The following is a 17527-nucleotide window of genomic DNA, read 5'->3' as shown; positions in this document are numbered from 1 at the left end:
CTTCCGTATCGGGTAGGGTGGGCGGGTATGCCACGCGAGGCGTCCGCAGGAGGTGTCGTCATCCGGGAGAGCGCCGGCCACTGGGAGGTGGTCGTCATCCGTCCCCATGGCCGCACCTTGTGGGCGCTCCCCAAGGGGCACGTGGACCCAGGTGAGTCGCCGGAGCAGACGGCCAGCCGCGAGGTGCGTGAGGAGACGGGGCTGTCCGTGTCGCTCATGGCCCCGCTGGGCGAGATTCGCTACGTGTACCAGTTCCGCGGACAGCGCATCTTCAAGCGCGTCCACTTCTTCCTGTTCCGCTATCAGGAGGGGGAGCTGGGGCCGCTGCCGGGACCGCGCATCGAGGTGGACGAGGTGCGCTGGGTGCCGGTGGTCCAACTGGTGCCACTGCTGGGCTACAAAGGAGAGAAGGCCGTTGCCTCGCGGGCGGTGCGCTGGTTGCGCTCCCAGGGCCTGCTCCCCGAAGCCCCCTCCCCGGTGAGCATTGCCGGGAAGGAAGGGGGCTGAAGGGAACCGCGGGGACTACTTGGGCTCGTCGCCCGTGTACTTGCCGGACAGCGCCTCGCGCACGTCACGGTCGAACTTCACGCGGCCGGTGGCCACCTCGCGCAGGGACAGCACGGGGGGCTTGTTCTTGGACTGCTCGAGGATGGGGCGGGCACCCGCCATCAGCTGCCGCGCGCGCTTGGCGCCGAGCAGCACCAGCGCGAACCGGTTGTCGACGAGGGGGAGGCAGTCTTCGACGGTAACGCGAGCCATGGAACGTCCTTCGGATTTCGGTGGGGCTACTGGAAGCCTCTGAACCTAAAGAGCACCCCCCGGCGAGTCAAGGAAGGACGCACCGGAGGGCAGCCGGGCGGGCGGCCCGTGGCTGGAAAGACGGCGATGAACAGGGCGACGAGGCCCCGGCTGCCAGCCCGCTCGCGTGGAGGATGGCCAGGTCCACGCCCAGCAGCACCTCCGCCACGCCGCTCAAGTCGACGCGAACGCCTCGCCGACGATGGCGCGCGCCTCCTGGAGGATGTCTTGGAGGTGGGCTTCGTCGCGGAAGCTCTCCGCGTAGATTTTGTAGACGTCCTCGGTGCCGGAGGGACGCGCGGCGAACCAGCCGTTCTCCGCCACCACCTTGAGCCCGCCGATGTCCGCGTTGTTGCCGGGCGCGCGGGTGAGGCGCTGGAGGATGGGCTCACCGGCCAGCGTGGTGGCCTTCACCGCCTCCGGGGACAGCTTCTTCAGCGCGGCCTTCTGCGCGGCGGTGGCCGGCTGGTCGATGCGCGTGTAGTGCGGCGCGCCGAACTTCGCCGCCAGGGACTGGTAGTGCTCACCGGGGTCCTTTCCGGTGCGCGCGAGGATCTCCACCGACAGCAGGTCCAGGATGATGCCGTCCTTGTCGGTGGTCCACACCGTGCCGTCTCGGCGGAGGAACGACGCGCCGGCGCTTTCCTCGCCGCCGAAGCCGAGCGAGCCGTCCAGCAGCCCGTCCACGAACCACTTGAAGCCCACCGGCACCTCGACGACTCGGCGGCCCAGGTCCTTCGCCACGCGGTCGATGAGGCTGCTGCTCACCAGTGTCTTGCCCACCGCGGTGCCGGGCTTCCAGCCGGGCCGGTTGCGATAGAGGTAGTCGATGGCGACCGCCAGGTAGTGGTTCGGGTTCATCAGCCCCAGGCTGCGGGTGACGATGCCGTGCCGGTCCGAGTCCGCGTCGTTGCCAAACGCGATGTCATACGCGTCCTTCAGGCGCACCAGGTTCGCCATGGCATGCGGGGACGAGCAGTCCATGCGAATCTTCCCGTCGTGGTCCAGCGGCATGAACCGGAACGTCGGGTCCACCGTGGGGTTCACCACGTGCAGGTTCAGCCCGTAGCGCGTGGCGATGGGCTCCCAGTACGCGACGTTGGAGCCGCCGAGCGGGTCCGCGCCGATGCGCAGCTTCGCACCGCGCAGGGCCTCCATGTCGATGACGGTGCCCAGGTCCTCCACGTACGGGGTGATGAAGTCGTACGGCTTCACCGTGGGCGCGGTGCGCGCGCGCTCGTGGGGGATGCGCTGGACGCCCTCGTTGCCCGCACCCAGCAGCGCGTTGGCGCGCTTCTCGATGACGGAGGTGACGTTCGTGTCCGCGGGGCCGCCGTTGGGCGGGTTGTACTTGATGCCACCGTCTTCCGGCGGGTTGTGGGACGGGGTGATGACGATGCCGTCCGCGAACCCCGCCGTGCGGCCGCGGTTGTACGTGAGGATGGCGTGGGAGATGACGGGCGTGGGCGTGGCGCCGTCGGTGAAGCGCACCTGCACGCCGTTCGCCGCCAGCACCTCCAGCGCCGTCTGCTGCGCGGGGGAGGAGAGGGCGTGGGTGTCCATGCCCAGGAAGAGCGGCCCGTCGATGCCCTGCTGCTGGCGGTACTCGCAGATGGCCTGCGTCACCGCGAGGATGTGGCCTTCGTTGAAGCTGTTGCGCGCGGAGGAACCGCGGTGCCCGGAGGTGCCGAAGGCCACGCGTTGCTCCGGCACGTCCACGTCGGGCCGGCCGGAGAAGTACGCGGCGCGCAGTTTCTCGGGGTCGATGAGGAAGTCTTCCGGAGGGGGCTTGCCAGCGAGCGGGTGGGCCATGGCCGCGGAACATAGCCATGCCCCACGGCGGAAGGCTCAACGATTCTGGCGAGCGTGCACCGCGTTACATCCTCCGGTGACGCGGCGCCGACGCTCAGGGCGTGAGGTTCTGCGTGTAGACGTCCGCGCTGATGTACACGGGGCGCATCCCCAGGTAGCGGTCACCAATCCGTTGGTTCCACAGACAGGAGTCGAAAGTCGTCTGTGGCGCATGAATGGCGTGGGCGTCTCCGGCCCAGAACGCGCCGTTGGCGGCCTCGGCGTAGAAGTAGGCTTGCCGGTGTGTCGTGTTGAGGACGTAGGCCGACTGCCCATTGTCGATGGACCACCAACCCCGCGTTCCCCAGACGCCCCAGGCGCCGCACCGGGCCGGGTCGTAGAACGAGATGCAGATCCAGATTCGATGGCCGTAGGAGTTCCGGAAATGGAGCTGGAACGAGCTCGCGAGCCCGGCGCCCGGGTCTGCCGCGGCAGCGGGCTCGGTGTCGTAGGGCGTCCGAATGAGCCCTGGGGAGGCGTTCACGCCAGGGTGTCCGGCGAGCCCGTCCCATTGGCGGGAGGCCAGGACGACTTCACGCGACGGGGCATCGCCCCACGCCCCGGTGGGATGGGGCTCCAGGCCACGGGCGCGCGCGGTGGACAGGCCACCGGCACCCAGGCCCATCAGTGTGCCTGCTCGAAGGATCCACCGCCGGTTCATCAGGAGCTGCTCGGATGGTCTCGCCACGAATCCCCCCTTGGGAATGGAAGAGCCGCTGCATCCTAGGATGGCGGGTCTTTCCGACTTAGGCGCGTGGCGCCAGCCTGTGCGCTGGTGAACAGATAAGGCTTCTGGGCCCTGTCTGTCTTTGTCTGGCGTTGGCGTGGCGGACCGCGCGCCACGGATTCCGCTCAGGCGGTGGAGACGCTCGGCGAGGCAGGGGCCGTCTCTGGAGGCTCGTCGGAGGGCGTGGCCGCGTTCTCCGGAAGGAACGCGAGCAGCACCAGCGCGGGCACGGCGAGCAGCACGGTGCCGGCGAAGAAGGTGGGCCAGCCCAGCCACTCAGCCAGGTAGCCGGAGGAGGCGGAGATGAGGCGGTTGGCCACCGTGCCCAGCGCGGACAGGAGCGCGTACTGCGTGGCGCTGAAGCTCTTGTGGCACAGCGACATCAGGTAGGCGGCGAAGGCCGTCACCGCCAGACCGCCGCAGAGGTTGTCCACGGTGATGGTGGCCGCCAGCATCAGGTCGTTCTTTCCCACCAGCGCCAGCCCCATGAACATCAGGTTGGTGAGGGCTTGCGCCGCGCCGAAGACGAAGAGGCTGCGCCGCGTGCCCAGCTTCACCATCAGCACGCCGGCCAGCAGTCCACCCGCGATGGTGGACACCATGCCCAGGCCCTTGCTGAGCGCGCCAATCTCCGTGTTGGAGAAGCCCAGCTCTTTGTAGAAGGGCGTCACCATTCCGGCGGCGATGGCGTCTCCCAGCTTGTAGAGCACCAGGAAGAGGATGACGGCGACGGCGCCCTTGCGCGTGAAGTACTCCACGAAGGGCTTCACCACCGCGTCCGTCAGGTTGCGCGGCGGCTTCGAGCCCTGGGGCTCAGGGGCCAGGAGCGTGGCCACCACACCCACGGCCATCAGCAGGCCCATGATGAAGTACGTCTGGGACCAGCCGGCGATGTCCGACAGCGTCAGGGCCAGGGCGCCAGCGGTGAGCATGCCCAGTCGGTAGCCGGTGATGTACGTGGAGTTGCCGAGGCCGCGCTCCTCCACGGTGAGGATGTCCGTGCGCCACGCGTCCGCGACGATGTCCTGACTGGCGGACAGGAACGTCACCAGCACGGCCATGGCGGCCATGGTCACCGGCGCGTCCTTGGGATTCACCAGGCCCATGGCGGCAATGGCGCCCATGAGCAGCACTTGCGTCACCAGCATCCACCCGCGCCGCCGGCCCAGGAAGGGCAGGGTGTAGCGGTCCATCAACGGCGCCCAGAGCACCTTGAAGGTGTACGGCATGCTCACGAGGCCGAAGACGCCAATCGTCTTCAGGTTGACGCCTTCGTCCTTCATCCACGCGGACAGCGTGACGCCCGTCAACCACAGGGGCAGGCCCGAGGCGAAACCAACGGCCACGAGCAGCCAGATGCGCGGGCTCTTGAGAACTTCGAGGATGGAGGGCTTGGACATGGAGGGCGCGGGAGAACAGCGGCCAGCATAGAGAATCCACCCCGCACGTCACCATTCATGCGCGGGAATGTCCGCTCGGCTGTCCTCCTAGCCGGCCAGCACGTCCAGCACCGCCATGCCCCGGCCGTCCGGGGCCCGTCGCGCGCCCTTGGTGCGTGTCATCGCGCCAGCGCGGCATGAATCCAGGATGGCGATGCGGATGCTCGAGGAGGGCTCCGCGAGCCAGCGCTTGAGGTCGTCGAACCCCAGCCTCGTGTCGCCCAGCCGCAGCAGGAGCGCATGCATCTTCCCGGCGTCGTCCCGAGCGAAGCGCAGCGGACGCGTGTCGGCGCCGCCCTGGTCATCGCCGGCCACCAGCGCGAAGCGGCGCAGCGTGTCCGCGTCCGCGGCGGACGCTGTCAGGGCGAGCACCCGCGCCAGGGCGCGCGTGAGGCCGGGCAGACGGCTCATGGCTTCTGCAGCACCCAGTGCGTCTGCGCTCCGGGGACTTCCAGTTCGGCCATCCGGCCGACGTCGCCATCCGCCTGGGCAAAGGCGCGCCGGGCGGCTTCCACCAGCGTCTCCTGGGGCAGGGGCTCGTCACTCAGCACGACGATGACGCGCTCATCTCCGGAGCCGGTGAACTCCCAGCCTCCGGGCAGCCAGTGCTGTCCGCTGCCGGGTGCCACGGGGGCGCTGGCGCCCGCCTCCGGATACAGCGGCGTCACCTCGCCAATGGCGTCCACCGACAACGCCGCCACGTAGCGGTGCGTCCCCGCCTTGTAGCCCACGATGACCCGCTCACCCAGGTCGAGCGCCTCGGGCCTGTCCGGAATGGCCTCCCGCTGCGGCCCCAGCCCCCCTCCGATGAGCAGCTCCGCCGTCGCGCCGCCCTTGAGTCGGTTGAGTCCCACGATGGCGCCCGACTCCGCAGTGGAGTCCAGCAGCGGGCGTACCAGCACCACCACCAGCAGCGACGCGGCGATGGCCACGGTCGTCGCCACCCAGCGGCGCGGCGGTGGCCGGGCGGAGTCCTGCTGCCGCCGCAGGGCCTGCTCCTCGCTGGCCTCGAAGCGCTCGAAGGGGACTTCCGCTTCGAACCGTGTCTGGGCTTTCTGGATGCCGCGCAGGGCCTGGGCGCAGGTCTCGCACGAGGCCGCATGGGCCTGGACGCGGGCGGCTTCGGTGGCGGCCAGCTCTCCGGCGCTCAGGCGGCGCAGTGTCCATTCCGATTCGTGCGCACTCATGGGACCTTCAGCTCCTCTCCACCCAGCGCCGCGAAGTGCTCCCGCCGCTTGCGGAGGGTGGGCACCGAGCGGCTCACCAGCGCGGCCACTTCTTCCAACGTCATTCCATCGACGTGGGAGTGGATGGCGGCCGCCTGTGTCTCCACGTCCACGCGCACCAGCAACCGGCGCACCAGGTCCGGCGTCTCCATGGCCTCCTGCCCGCCATGGCCTTCAGGATAGTACTCGGCCTGTGGGCCTTCACCGTAGAAGGCCGTCAGTCCCTGCCCGTTGTTCCTGGAGGGCGAGCGCATCTCCACCATCGCCTGGGAGGGCAGTCCTTCCCGGAAGGTGCCTTCGTCGCTCGTCGCGTTGTCGCAGCCCGTCACCAGCAGGGCGGCACACAGCAAGCTCTTGCGCAGCATGGTCCTCGTTCCCTTCGAACGGCCCCCGGCGGGCCGTGCAGCAGCGTGTCTGCCTGCATGGACACAGCTCGGCCGGAAAACGGAAAAGGCGCCTGCAGGGTGCGCGAAACGTCCGGAATCACAATGCTTGTAGGTTGGCTGCCCGCTCCCCAGGCATCTATTCCGCACCAGCGGACGGCCGAAATTCTCAGTCCCTACCTTTCGGCCATGGAAAAGAGACACCCCAACCATCCCGGCGAGATGGGTACGGACGCGCAGCTGGCAGAGCGTGAGCGGGCCCCGGACGAAATCAACGCCCGGGCCAGGGCCGTCGGGTTGCTTATCGACGCCGGGGTGCCCTTCGTCGTGGGCGGTGCCTACGCCTATGCGACGTACACCGGCATCTACCGCGACACGAAGGACCTGGACCTCTTCCCCCGCAAGGCGGACGCGCTCCGGGCGCTGCAAGTCCTGGAGAAGGACGGTTGGCGCACCGAGCGCGCGGACGAGGTCTGGCTCTACAAGGCCTTCAAGGGCGACTACTTCGTCGACTTCATCTTCTCCTCCGGCAACGGCGTGGCGGTGGTGGACGACGAGTGGTTCGAACACGCCCCGCGCGCCACCATCTTCGGGCACGAGTGTCTGGTCGCTCCCGCCGAGGAGATGATCTGGTCCAAGGCGTTCGTGAACGAGCGCGAGCGTTATGACGGCGCGGACGTGAACCACCTGCTGCTGAAGGCGGGCCGGAACATGGACTGGGACCGGATGATGCGCCGGTTCGACCGGTACTGGGAGGTCCTGCTCAGTCACCTGATGATGTTCCGCTTCGCCTATCCGTCCGAGCGGGACGCCATTCCCGAATGGGTGATGGCGGAGCTGATGAGCCGCACGCTGCACACCCTGCGCGAGGGGTGCTGGGAAGAGAAGCTGTGCCGCGGCAACCTGATTTCCCGCGTGAACTATCACGTGGACATCCACCACTGGGGCTTCAGTGACGGGAGGTCCTGGGACGAGAACGAACGACAGCGAGGGGACGAGAGTGGCGCGCGATCCGGGCTCGAAAATTCGGTTGGCGGCGGTCGGTGACCTGCACTGCCGGGAGGACCACCACGGTCGCTTCCGGCAACTGGTCAAGCAGGTGAACGCCACGGCGGACCTGCTCGTGTTGTGCGGCGACCTCACCGACCGCGGAATGATTGAAGAGGGCAAGGTGCTGGCGGAGGAGCTGTCCGCGCTCCGCGTTCCCTGCGCCGCGGTGCTCGGCAACCACGACTATGAGCACAACCAGGTGAAGGAGATTTGCAGCGAGCTGGCCAAGGTCGGCGTCCACGTGTTGGACGGGGACCACTTCATCTTCGAGAAGGTCCTGGGCGTGGCAGGAGTGAAGGGCTTTGGCGGCGGCTTCGGCAACGCGACGCTCCAGGCCTTTGGCGAGGGCCAGACGAAGGCCTTCGTGCAGGAGGCCGTCACGGAGTCGCTCAAGCTGGAGGCCGCGCTGAGCCACCTCGACGTGGAGAAGAAGGTGGTCATCATGCACTACGCCCCGGTGCCGGACACGCTGGAGGGGGAGAACATCGAGATTCGCCCCTTTCTGGGCACCAGCCGCCTGTCCATGCCCATTGACCACTACGGCGCGGAGGCGGTGTTCCACGGGCACGCGCACCACGGCGCTCGCAACGGAAAGACGAAGAGCGGCATCCCCGTCTACAACGTGGCCATGCCCCTGTTGGCGAAGCACACCCCGGACCAGCGGTATGTGTTGCTGGAGGTGTAGCTACTCCATCGCGTGTTCCGCGTCGTCCTGCCCCGGCGGGGGACGGAGGTCATCAAGCTGTGAGCCTCGCCAGGTCCTTGTTCCGCACCGGCGCTCGTGAAGGGATGCCGGTGACGGACGCTGACCTGGCGTGTATGGGCCCTGTCTGACGGTAAGTCGGGGACGGGGGCTCAGGGAGCCTGCTCCGTCTTCGCGGGCGGCTTCGGTGCGTCGGGGGCCTTCGCTGCTTCCTGCAAGTCCTCGGGCCTGGTGGGCAACGTCAGTCGTGACTCGGGCACCTTGAGGACGTCGGGGCCGGAGCCGCGGGCGTAGATCGTGCCGGGTTCGTCGGGGACTTCAGTGCCGAGCCAGAGCCGCGCCAGTTCGCGTCCGTCCGCGCCTAGCAGCACGGCGCCGGGGGAGTCCTCCGTCACGCCATACCGGGCCCAATTCTTGGGGTTCGTCTCGCCGTAGCCCGTGGCCTTCAGTCCTTCCAGCGCGCGCAGCAGCGAGGCGAGCTTGAAGTGCTGGGCCTTGCCCCGCTGCGGGGCCTCCATGTCCCAGTGCCCGGCGCCTTCGTTGGCTTCCGACGCGCTCACCACGGTGATGGCGGGCGCGCCACCGCCCGGGTGGAACACGATGCGGCGGACGTCCTGGCGCCGGAACTCCAGCACGCGCCGGTCCTTCAGCTCCCGGACGCTCACGTCCAGCACGCCGAGGGCGTCCTCGGGCACCTCACCCAACACGGCTTGCGTCCCCTGCTCGCGCAACGCATAGGCGCGCACGGCGCCGTCGTCCGTCACGCGGGACATCCGCACGCGCACTGGCTCGCCCGGGCCACCGGTGAAGCGGGCGTCCACCACCGGGGCCTCCAGACCCAAGCGTTTCCGGGACTCCGGCGTGTCTTCGGGGAAGGACAGTGCCCGCTGCTCCACCAGGGCCTTCAGCAGCTCCGCGACACGCATCGCGTTCGCGTTGGCGGCCACCGGCGCGACCAGCTGCCAGCCCGCGCCGTCCGCGTCTCGCGCCAGTTGATACGCACCCTGCGGCGCCTTCACCTCGATGCCCTTCAGCGTACGCTCGTCCAAAGGTGTCAGGAGGTCCTTGGCGCGCAGGGCGAAGGTGTCCCGGTCCAGGGCCCAGCGCACCGTCCCCGCGGCGGCGTGGACCGCCGGCTCCGTGTCTCGGTGTACGTAGACGGAGCCGTCGTAGGTGTTCTCCTTGCCACAGTGCAGCGTCACCGTGCGCTGGCGAGCGGGGTCCTGCGCCCCCTGGCCTTGGGCATCTGGCACGAAGGCCTGGGCCGTGACGGTGAAGAGGGGCGGTTTCAGGCCGTACGCGTCCAGGTCGGCGTCGGTGGGCGCCTCCTTCACGGTGGCGCTGAAGCTCGAAGACGCCAGTGTGCCGAGGATGGTCTCCACCACGGCCGCCTCCGCGCGAGCGGACACGGGCGCTGTCAGCTTCCATGTGCCGTCCTGCTCGCGAACCAGCTCTGTGGTGTCGCCCCGGGCCCGCACCGTCAAGTGTGTGAAGACAGGCTTCGCGGCAGGCGCCCCGTTGTCCTGTCCGCGCGTCTCCTCCATCCCCGTGATGAAGAGGCGCTGCTGGGCGTCGGCTTTCCGCCGGGCCTCGCTCGCTTCGGACGCCTTCTCACCGGTGCATGCGGTGAGCCCCAGGCCCACCGTGACGACGGTGAGGATGTTCCACCGCCACCGTCCGCGGGCCGGCATCACTTGTTGCGCCTCGACAGCCAGATGGCCAGGCCCACGCCCAGCAGCGTCAGCGGCATGAGGTCCGTGGCGAAGAATCGGATGCGGCTGAGCGTCGCCGCGTCCAGCTCCAGCGTGGACACCTCGCGGTCCGGCGGGCGGATGGTGATTTTCGTGAGCTGGTTGGACGCCCAGCCCAGCGCGTTCATCACCAGGTTGCGGTTGGGCTCATGGCCCCAGTTCGGGTCCAGGAGGAGCTCCGAGTCTCCCATCACCACCAGGCGCGCTTCATCAAAGCGCTTGCCCGGCGAGGCCTGGGTATCACGCGTCACGGCGGCCACCAGCACCAACTGGCCCGTCTTCTCGCCATCCGAAGGCACCGCGTTCTCCTCTGGCGTGCTCTCCACCCATCCGTACTGGGACGTGAGGACCACCGGCTGCACCTGGACGCCCGGCGCCATCCCCATGCGCAGCAGGGTCAGGCTGCGTGGGGTGGGGAACTCCACGTTGAGTCCCCGCTGGTGCAGCGGCTTGCCAATCTCGTGGTCGCTGTAGAAGAGCGACAGCACCACGAAGGGATTGCCGCTGTTGTACTGCGCGTCCGCGACGATGCCCTCATCCACCTGCACGCCGTGCTCCGCCAGCAGTCCGTCCAGGCCATCACGGAGGCCGGCGTCAGCGAAGTAGAGCATGCGTCCTCCGGAGGCGAGATAGCGCTGGAGCAGCTCCTTCTCCGGCGCGGTGTAGGGCCCCCGGGCCCCCGCGATGATGACCAGCGCGGCGTCCCGTGGCACGTCTTGGACACCCGCGAGGTTCAGCGGTTCCGCGGTGTAGCCCTCCTGGAGCAACTGCCTCCGGAATTCGGACAGGCTGGCGCCCGGGTCCTGGGGCGGCGCCTGCTCCTTGTCCAGTGGCCACTCCCCGTGGCCGGTGACGAAATAGACCTTCTGGGTGCCCACCGCGTTCAGCTTGAGGACCGCGTGTGTCAGCTCCTGCTCGGACACGGTGGCGAGCAGCGTGTGCGTGGCGTACTCGCCCTCGCCGCGTACCAGCACCACCGCCGTCTGGCCCTCACGCACCTGGTACTTCGCGGCCAGGTCCGGGCTTCGGCGCGGGTCCTTGAAGGTGTACTCGAACTTCCCCGGCGCTTCGGCATGGTAGAGCGCGAAGAGCGCTTCCAACTGGCCGTACTGGGCATGCGCCGGGGTGATGAACGCGATGGCGCGCACCTGGTCGGGAATGGCGGCCAACGTGGACACCGTCTGCGGCGCCAGCGTGTGGATGCGTGCCTGCGTCAAATCCCAGCGCCGGTTCTGCTTGAAGGCCAGGTAGTTCACCGCCACCAGCGCGGCGAACACGCCCAGCGTGGTGAGCACCGTGGTGGCGAAGAAGCTGCTGGAGCGGCGGGTGGCGAACTGGCCGAACTGCCGGTAGTTCGTCGCGCCGTAGATGCCCACCAGCACCAGCCCCGCGCCCGCCTTCACGGCGGCGGTGACGGCGCTGTCCGAGGTGATGAACAGGGTGAACGGACTCGACAGCAACAGCAGCAGTCCGAACGCGCCCAGGACCTTGCCGACATGAGCCGCCTTCATGTCAGGCCCACCGCTGCGCATCCACCGTGCGGTGGGTGAGGAAGAGCGAGAAGCCGATGACGGAGGCGAAGAACACCAGCGACTGCGCGTCCAGCACGCCCTTGATCATCCCCTGCAACTGGAGGTCGCAGGCGACGTAGGACAGCGCGGAGCGCAGCGGCTCCTCCGCGCGGCGGGCCACCTGGCCCAGCAGCATCCACGCCAGCAGGACACAGAAGGTGAGGAAGGCCGCCAGCATCTGGCTCTCCGTCAGCGCGGAGATGAACAGGCCCACGGCCATGCAGGTGGCGCCCCACAGCAGCAGCGCGCCGTAGCCCAGCAGGACGGTGGACCACTCCAGCGCCAGCCCGGACTCGCTGTGGCCCAGCACGGACAGCAGTAGCGGGAAGACGAGCGTGAGCGCCAGCGTGGCGGAGATGACGCCCAGGCCGCCCAGGTACTTGCCCAGCACGATTTCAATGGGCCGCACCGGGGCCGTCATCAGCAGCTCGAAGGTGCGGTTGCGCTTCTCCTCCGCGAACAGCCGCATGGACAGGAACGGCGTGACGACCAGGGTGATGACCAGGACGCTGCCCCACAGCTCCACCACCACCCCGTCCGTGAGGTTGCGGTACATGTTGAAGTCCGGGGACATCTGCGCCCAGCCCACCCGGCGCGCCACGCCCTGGACGTCGTTGAACGCCTGCAGCAGGTCCATGAAGTAGAAGGCCGTCAGCGCCGCCATCGCCGTGAAGACGGCGTAGGCCCACGGCGTGGTGAAGTAGATGGACAGTTCCTTGCGGGCAATCGCCAGGGCGGTGCGCATGGAGGCGGGGTCCTCGAAAAGGGGGCCGCGCTCAGGCGGCGGTCAGCTTGATGAAGACTTCTTCCAGCGACGCGTTCTCCGCCTGCCCGTGGATGCGGGCCAGTTGGGAGATGTCGTCGTACGCGGCCATCTTTCCCTGGTGGATGATGAGCACCTTCTGGCACGTCATCGTGACCTCCGGGAGGATGTGCGTGGAGAGGATGACGGTGTGCTTGCCGGCCAGGCCCTTGATGAGGGCGCGCAGCTCGGCGCGCTGTGCGGGGTCCAGGCCTTCGGTGGGTTCGTCCAGGATGAGCACCGGCGGGGAGCCGAGCAGCGCCTGGGCAATTCCCACACGCTGCTTGTAGCCCTTGGACAGGTTCTGGATGACGCGGTCCATGACGTGCGTCACGCCCATGAGTGCGGCCACCCGCTCCAACTCGGCCTTGAGGGCGCTCCCCGACAGCCCCTTCAACGAGGCGACGAAGCGCAGATAGCCTCGCACCGTCATCTCCACATAGAGCGGCGGCATCTCCGGCAGGTAGCCGATGCGGCGCTTCACCTCGAGCGGCTGGGCCTCCACGTCATAGCCCCCGACGCGGACCACCCCCTCCGACGGCGGGAGGAAGCCGGTGAGGATTTTCATGGTGGTGGACTTGCCCGCCCCGTTGGGGCCCAGGAACCCGAGAATCTCACCCGCCTCGACCTGGAAGGTGAGGTCGTCCACGGCCACCCGGTCTCGGTATCGCTTCGTGAGGTGCTGGACCTCGATCATCGGCATGGGCGCGGTATTAAACCCGACATTGGCGTGTCAAGGCGACACCGACTCCGGGTGTGGGCGGCGTTCTGCGGCTGGCCAGACTTCTGCAGGGAGGCCTACCAGTGTGGTTTTCCGGACACGCCGAACAAGGGTAGTGAGTCGAATCATGCCAATCGTGGTCCAGAAGTACGGCGGCTCGTCGGTCGCCGGCGTGGAGAAGCTCCGCAAGGTCGCCCAGCGGGTGAAGGACAAGCGCGAGGCGGGCTATCAGGTGGTGGTGGTGGTGAGCGCCATGGGCGACACCACGGATGAACTGCTGGCGCTGGCGAAGGGCGTTTCGGTGGACCCGCCGCGCCGCGAACTGGACATGCTGCTCACGTGTGGCGAGCGCATCTCCATGGCGCTGCTCTCCATGGCGCTCCAGGAGATGGATGTGCCGGCCATCAGCTTCACCGGAAGCCAGAGCGGCATCATCACCACGGACGCGCACGCGCAGGCCCGCATCGTGGAGGTGCGGCCGTACCGCATCCACGACGAGCTGGCGCGCGGCAAGGTCGTCATCGTCGCGGGCTACCAGGGTGTCTCCTTCAAGAAGGAAGTGACGACGCTGGGGCGCGGCGGCTCGGACACGACGGCGGTGGCGCTGGCGGCGGCGCTGGACGCGGAGGCGTGTGAAATCTACTCGGACGTGGACGGCGTGTTCAGCGCGGACCCCCGGGTGGTGCCGGACGCGCGCAAGCTGGAGTCGCTGAGCTACGACGAGATGCAGGAGTTGGCGAGCGCGGGCGCCACGGTGCTCAACGCGCAGGCGGTGGAGTGGGCCAAGGCGCGCGGCATCACCATTCTCGCGCGCACCGCGCACGGCCAGGGAACGGGCACCGCGGTCCAGGAGCTGGCCGTCCCCACGGACCACCGCCTCAAGGGCGTCACCGCCGACGCGGAGATGGCCGTGCTTTCCGCCTCGGAGCCCATCCGCCTGGCGGAGCTGCTGGAATTCCTGGATGCGCGCGCCGTGCGCGGGCGGACGCTGGACTGCGAGGGCTCGGTGGGTGGGGTACGCAGGACGGTCATCACCGTGCCCCTGGCGGACATCCACGGTGCGGACGCGCTGCGCCGGGAGCTGGCCACGCGCTTCGGTGACGCCGTGTCCTGGCGCGAGGACCTGGGCACCGTCACCTGCGTGGGCGTGGGGTTGAACGCCGACTGGGCGCCGCTGCGCCGCGCGCTGGCCGCCGCCGAGGAGTTGGGGGCGCACGTCCACGCGGCCCATACGTCGCCTTTGCAACTGACGCTGCTGGTGGACAAAGCACACCTGAAGGCGCTGACGGCCCGGCTGCACCGAGAGCTCTTGGGAGGGTAGGCCTTTCCCATCCCTGGGCTTTTGTTCGGGTGCTCCATCCCAATCATTGCTCCAGGAGGGCACCCGCTTCCCTCCTGAGTGTTCGTGGCTACCCTCCGGTCAATCGCCGTGGCTTGGAGGAACGGAATGGCTCAGGCAGGGCGTTGGGCGGGCTGGGTGTGCGGGCTCGCGCTCGTGTTCGGGGGCATTGGCTGTGAGGGGACGGCCTTGCGCCCGGTGATACCGGGTGACAAACACGACACGCCTCCCCTGAACGACGGCTATGACGGCGGCGACGGTGAGCCGCATCCAGGCATCCTTGACGCGGGTGTGCCGGACGCCGGCACCGGGCAGCCCGATGCGGGCCAGGTGGAGCTGCCCGCGCGAGACGCGGACGCCGTGCGCGAGGAGAACCGCCGCCCGGGGACCCGGGCGTGGCGCATCACCCGCAACGCCCACAGCCGCGAAATCGAAGGCTATGCCCTGAAGGCGACGCTGACGCAGGGCGAGGTGCTGCGCGTCGCCGTGTCGGTCTCCGAGGCCCGGACCTTCCGCTGGTACGTGTACCGGATGGGGCACTACGGCGGCACGGGCGCTCGTGAACTGGCGCGCGGAGGCCCGGTGGCGGGTGTGCGCCAGGGCGACTGTCCCGCGGACCGGTCCACGGGCCTCGTCGCCTGTCGCTGGGCGCCCACGCTGGAGATACCCGTCGGTGAACACTGGGTGCGCGGCGTGTACGTGGTGAAGCTGGTGCGTGAGGACAACCACCAGCGCTACGTGCCCTTCTTCGTGCGCGACGCGAATCCGCGTGCCGAGGTTGCCGTCCTCATCCCCACCGCCACCTGGGCCGCCTACAACACCTGGGGGGGCACCAGCCTCTATGACGACCGCGACCGGGTGATGCGCGAGCACGGCGTCAGCCGCGCCTTCCGGGTGTCCTATGACCGGCCCAACTACCGGGGGCATGGCAGTGGCCACCTGCTGACGGACGACCTGAGCCTGGTTCAGTGGCTGGAGTCGCAGGACCTGGACGTGGGCTACTTCACCGACGAGGACCTGGACGCCAGCTACGACTTCCTGGCCGGCGCCAAGGCCTTCTTCATGTCGGGCCACGACGAGTACTGGAGCCCGCGCATCCGCGAGCACGCGGACCGGGCGGTGGCGGAAGGCCGGTCGCTGCTCAACCTGGGCGCGAACAATGCGTACTGGCAGATTCAGATGGAGCCATCCCAGGACGGCCGGCCTCGGCGCATCATCGCCTGCTACAAGGGCCACGCGAACGACCCGTACACGGGCGCCCAGCGCACGGTGAAGTTCCGCGAGCGCGTCGTGGGCCGTCCGGAGAACGCGCTCCTGGGCGTGCAGTTCTCCTCTCGCTGGCACCAGTTCGGCTTCCCTGCCGTCATCACCAACCCGGGGCACTGGGCACTGGCGGGCTCGGGGCTGAAGGCCGGTGACACGCTGTGGATGGCCAACGGCTACGAAGTGGACCAGTTGGTGAGCAACGGCAGCTCGCCGGAGGGCCTGGAGGTGCTGGCCGAGTCCCCATTGCTGTCGCTCCAGGGCGCCTTCGGCTTCGGCCACATGGTGCTGCGCAAGCAGGGCAGCGCCTACGTCTTCTCCTCGGGCGGAATCGACTTCGTGCGCACGCTGGCCTCCGAGGACATGGCGGACCCGCGCGCGGCCCGCATCGTCGCGAACGTGCTCTACAAGGCGCTGGGCCGGCCGGTACCCGACACGCTGGTGCGCTTCGAGCGGCAGAACGCGTCGAGCGCGCAGGGGCCCTCCGCGGCCGATGTGCGCACGGTGGCGGGCGTGCCGGGAAAGCGTGTCCGCGCCGGTGTCCCCGTGGCGGGCAACTCGCTGGGGGCGCCCACCGCGGTGGCCCTGCTGCCGGATGGGGGCCTCGTGGTCGCGGACGGCATGGGCAACGCGGTGAAGCGCGTGACGCCGGGGGGCGAGGTGACGACGGTGGCCTCCGGCCTCAATGGCCCCATGGGCATCGCCGCGGACGCCGCGGGCAACGTGTATGTGGCCGACACGGACCACTACGTCATCCGCCGCATCGATCCGGAAGGGAAGGTGGAGGTGTTCGCGGGTGGGACGCCGGGCCTGATGGACGGCCCCGCGAAGCAGGCGGCCTTCAACCAGCCCACGGGCCTGGCGGTGACGCCGGATGGCACCGCGCTGCTGGTGGCGGACATGAACAACGGCGTGATTCGCCGCATCGACCTGGTGGCGGAGGGCCACCCGGTGACGACGCTACAGGGTGACTGGCTCTACCGGCCCTCGGGCGTGGCGGTGAGCGCGGATGGGAACACGCTGTTCGTCGTCGAGTCCGGCATGTCCCGGGTGGTGCGCATCCGCGACGGTCTCACGTCGGTGGTGGCGGGCACGACGCCGGGCTTCCGTGACGGCGCGCCGGAGTCGTCCCAGTTCCTGCCGTACCTGGGCATCGCGGTGCTGAAGGATGGCTCGCTCGCGGTGTCGGACCCGGGCAACTACCGCGTGCGCCGCGTCGTCCTGAACGCGGACGGCAACGCGCGGAAGGTGACGACGCTGGCCGGCAGCGGGCGCTACGGCCACTCGGACGGGCCGGGAGATGCTGCGGACCTCGTCCTCCCGGCCGGTCTGACGGTGGGGCCGGACGGCCGCCTCTACGTGGCGGACGCCGGCAATTCGCTGGTGCGCGCGATTACTCCATGAGCGCGGCGGTGGTGGCCTCGGGGCAGTCCGACGCCACCGCGCCGATGTCCGGCGCGGTGCCGCAGTAGGGCAGCCTCAGGTCCGTGCCCCGGTCCACCGCACACTCGCCGGGCATCAGCGTGTCCAGGTCCACCAGCGGCCCGCCGCTCTCATCCGAGTCGAACTCCACGCCGTTCGACAGCCAGTGGGCGAGCGTGCTGCCCACCCACCCGCTCTGTGGGGCGACGAAGATGCCCGTGTGGAACGCGGCGTCGACCAGGGAGAGGTTGGACGTCATGCTGAGTCCGGGGGCGGACAGGCCCATGCTGACGGCGTTGCGCGTGGCGAACAGGTTGTTGCCCGCGTCGGTGCTGATGCCGCTCCCGAACGCGCCGTGGTGCAGCTCGTTGCCCGCGAGCACGGTGCCCGTGGTCCCCGGACGTCGAACTCGAAGCCCTCGATGCGCCAGTGGGGGCGCTGCACGTGGGCCATGAACCAGCCGCTGTGGGTGGGAACGAGT

General features: G+C 69.1%; 17 protein-coding genes. 5 read left to right on the top strand and 12 right to left on the bottom strand.

All coding sequences use genetic code 11. The features are described from left to right. Positions 1 to 27: 27 nt before the first annotated feature. Positions 28 to 507, top strand: a complete 480-nt coding sequence (locus FMQ63_RS24045) for an NUDIX hydrolase (RefSeq protein WP_011554873.1) — start codon at positions 28 to 30, stop codon at positions 505 to 507. Between the two features lie 15 nt (positions 508 to 522). Here FMQ63_RS24045 and rpoZ read toward each other — a convergent pair whose 3' ends face one another. The 7 genes from rpoZ to FMQ63_RS24010 form a co-directional block, all read right to left on the bottom strand. Then, positions 523 to 759 (bottom strand): DNA-directed RNA polymerase subunit omega, encoded by a 237-nt coding sequence (gene rpoZ, locus FMQ63_RS24040; RefSeq protein WP_011554872.1) that lies wholly within the window; start codon positions 757 to 759, stop codon positions 523 to 525. Between the two features lie 213 nt (positions 760 to 972). Further along, positions 973 to 2610, bottom strand: a complete 1638-nt coding sequence (gene pgm / locus FMQ63_RS24035) for a phosphoglucomutase (alpha-D-glucose-1,6-bisphosphate-dependent) (protein ID WP_011554870.1) — start codon at positions 2608 to 2610, stop codon at positions 973 to 975. Positions 2611 to 2704: 94 nt separating this feature from the next. Next, complete coding sequence (locus FMQ63_RS24030) at positions 2705 to 3337, bottom strand: DUF1036 domain-containing protein (RefSeq protein ID WP_225909371.1); 633 nt, start codon at positions 3335 to 3337, stop codon at positions 2705 to 2707. Between the two features lie 164 nt (positions 3338 to 3501). Then, positions 3502 to 4776, bottom strand: a complete 1275-nt coding sequence (locus FMQ63_RS24025) for an AmpG family muropeptide MFS transporter (RefSeq protein ID WP_011554869.1) — start codon at positions 4774 to 4776, stop codon at positions 3502 to 3504. 87 nt (positions 4777 to 4863) lie between these two features. Then, positions 4864 to 5226, bottom strand: a complete 363-nt coding sequence (locus tag FMQ63_RS24020) for a hypothetical protein (protein WP_011554868.1) — start codon at positions 5224 to 5226, stop codon at positions 4864 to 4866. Then, on the bottom strand, positions 5223 to 6002 hold the full coding sequence (locus FMQ63_RS24015) for a DUF4384 domain-containing protein (protein ID WP_011554867.1): 780 nt from the start codon (positions 6000 to 6002) through the stop codon (positions 5223 to 5225). Before FMQ63_RS24015 ends, FMQ63_RS24020 begins: the two co-directional genes overlap by 4 nt. After that, a complete protein-coding gene (locus FMQ63_RS24010; protein ID WP_011554866.1) occupies positions 5999 to 6406 on the bottom strand; it encodes a hypothetical protein in 408 nt (135 codons plus the stop codon). Before FMQ63_RS24010 ends, FMQ63_RS24015 begins: the two co-directional genes overlap by 4 nt. A gap of 240 nt (positions 6407 to 6646) precedes the next feature. Between FMQ63_RS24010 and FMQ63_RS24005 the strand changes: the two genes are divergently transcribed. Together FMQ63_RS24005 and FMQ63_RS24000 are read left to right on the top strand one after the other, a co-directional pair. Beyond that, entirely contained in the window at positions 6647 to 7471 is an 825-nt protein-coding gene (locus FMQ63_RS24005; RefSeq protein ID WP_026114276.1) for a nucleotidyltransferase, read from the top strand. Further along, complete coding sequence (locus tag FMQ63_RS24000) at positions 7455 to 8159, top strand: metallophosphoesterase (protein WP_011554864.1); 705 nt, start codon at positions 7455 to 7457, stop codon at positions 8157 to 8159. The genes FMQ63_RS24005 and FMQ63_RS24000 overlap by 17 nt, the downstream gene beginning before the upstream one ends. A gap of 170 nt (positions 8160 to 8329) precedes the next feature. Here the strand turns inward: FMQ63_RS24000 and FMQ63_RS23995 are convergent, their stop codons facing one another. Genes FMQ63_RS23995 through FMQ63_RS23980 form a run of 4 tightly spaced genes read right to left on the bottom strand, consistent with a single transcriptional unit; the run spans position 8330 to position 12998 of the window. After that, positions 8330 to 9868 carry a DUF4340 domain-containing protein gene (locus FMQ63_RS23995; protein ID WP_216609210.1) on the bottom strand — a complete coding sequence of 513 codons (1539 nt, stop codon included), beginning with the start codon at positions 9866 to 9868 and terminating at the stop codon, positions 8330 to 8332. Further along, a complete protein-coding gene (locus FMQ63_RS23990; protein ID WP_011554862.1) occupies positions 9868 to 11439 on the bottom strand; it encodes a GldG family protein in 1572 nt (523 codons plus the stop codon). Before FMQ63_RS23990 ends, FMQ63_RS23995 begins: the two co-directional genes overlap by 1 nt. 1 nt (position 11440) lies before the next feature. Next, positions 11441 to 12244 carry an ABC transporter permease gene (locus FMQ63_RS23985; protein ID WP_011554861.1) on the bottom strand — a complete coding sequence of 268 codons (804 nt, stop codon included), beginning with the start codon at positions 12242 to 12244 and terminating at the stop codon, positions 11441 to 11443. Between the two features lie 31 nt (positions 12245 to 12275). After that, positions 12276 to 12998: an ABC transporter ATP-binding protein gene (locus tag FMQ63_RS23980; RefSeq protein ID WP_011554860.1), complete on the bottom strand. Its 723-nt coding sequence runs from the start codon at positions 12996 to 12998 to the stop codon at positions 12276 to 12278. A gap of 151 nt (positions 12999 to 13149) precedes the next feature. Here FMQ63_RS23980 and FMQ63_RS23975 point away from each other — a divergent pair, with 151 nt between their 5' ends. Together FMQ63_RS23975 and FMQ63_RS23970 are read left to right on the top strand one after the other, a co-directional pair. Then, complete coding sequence (locus tag FMQ63_RS23975; RefSeq protein WP_011554859.1) at positions 13150 to 14343, top strand: aspartate kinase; 1194 nt, start codon at positions 13150 to 13152, stop codon at positions 14341 to 14343. Positions 14344 to 14469: 126 nt separating this feature from the next. Further along, positions 14470 to 17028: a N,N-dimethylformamidase beta subunit family domain-containing protein gene (locus tag FMQ63_RS23970; protein ID WP_026114275.1), complete on the top strand. Its 2559-nt coding sequence runs from the start codon at positions 14470 to 14472 to the stop codon at positions 17026 to 17028. Here the strand turns inward: FMQ63_RS23970 and FMQ63_RS23965 are convergent. Next, positions 17018 to 17428 (bottom strand): hypothetical protein, encoded by a 411-nt coding sequence (locus tag FMQ63_RS23965; protein WP_011554857.1) that lies wholly within the window; start codon positions 17426 to 17428, stop codon positions 17018 to 17020. The two genes, FMQ63_RS23970 and FMQ63_RS23965, sit on opposite strands and share 11 nt — an antisense overlap. Positions 17429 to 17527 lie beyond the last annotated feature (99 nt).

The organism is Myxococcus sp. CA005 (assembly GCF_006518205.1).
Taxonomy (GTDB): domain Bacteria; phylum Myxococcota; class Myxococcia; order Myxococcales; family Myxococcaceae; genus Myxococcus; species Myxococcus xanthus.
This window is presented reverse-complemented; position numbering and strand designations above follow the sequence as displayed.

Excerpts from the sequence above, each read along its gene's own strand:
- rpoZ (WP_011554872.1), bottom strand. The coding sequence starts at position 759 with ATGGCTCGCGTTACCGTCGAAGACTGCCTCCCCCTCGTCGACAACCGG.
- FMQ63_RS24015 (WP_011554867.1), bottom strand. The coding sequence starts at position 6,002 with ATGAGTGCGCACGAATCGGAATGGACACTGCGCCGCCTGAGCGCCGGA.
- FMQ63_RS24020 (WP_011554868.1), bottom strand. The coding sequence starts at position 5,226 with ATGAGCCGTCTGCCCGGCCTCACGCGCGCCCTGGCGCGGGTGCTCGCC.
- FMQ63_RS23990 (WP_011554862.1), bottom strand. The coding sequence starts at position 11,439 with ATGAAGGCGGCTCATGTCGGCAAGGTCCTGGGCGCGTTCGGACTGCTG.
- FMQ63_RS23985 (WP_011554861.1), bottom strand. The coding sequence starts at position 12,244 with ATGCGCACCGCCCTGGCGATTGCCCGCAAGGAACTGTCCATCTACTTC.
- FMQ63_RS23980 (WP_011554860.1), bottom strand. The coding sequence starts at position 12,998 with ATGATCGAGGTCCAGCACCTCACGAAGCGATACCGAGACCGGGTGGCC.
- FMQ63_RS24025 (WP_011554869.1), bottom strand. The coding sequence starts at position 4,776 with ATGTCCAAGCCCTCCATCCTCGAAGTTCTCAAGAGCCCGCGCATCTGG.
- FMQ63_RS24010 (WP_011554866.1), bottom strand. The coding sequence starts at position 6,406 with ATGCTGCGCAAGAGCTTGCTGTGTGCCGCCCTGCTGGTGACGGGCTGC.
- FMQ63_RS23970 (WP_026114275.1), top strand. The coding sequence starts at position 14,470 with ATGGCTCAGGCAGGGCGTTGGGCGGGCTGGGTGTGCGGGCTCGCGCTC.
- pgm (WP_011554870.1), bottom strand. The coding sequence starts at position 2,610 with ATGGCCCACCCGCTCGCTGGCAAGCCCCCTCCGGAAGACTTCCTCATC.
- FMQ63_RS23975 (WP_011554859.1), top strand. The coding sequence starts at position 13,150 with ATGCCAATCGTGGTCCAGAAGTACGGCGGCTCGTCGGTCGCCGGCGTG.
- FMQ63_RS23995 (WP_216609210.1), bottom strand. The coding sequence starts at position 9,868 with ATGCCGGCCCGCGGACGGTGGCGGTGGAACATCCTCACCGTCGTCACG.
- FMQ63_RS24005 (WP_026114276.1), top strand. The coding sequence starts at position 6,647 with ATGGGTACGGACGCGCAGCTGGCAGAGCGTGAGCGGGCCCCGGACGAA.
- FMQ63_RS24045 (WP_011554873.1), top strand. The coding sequence starts at position 28 with ATGCCACGCGAGGCGTCCGCAGGAGGTGTCGTCATCCGGGAGAGCGCC.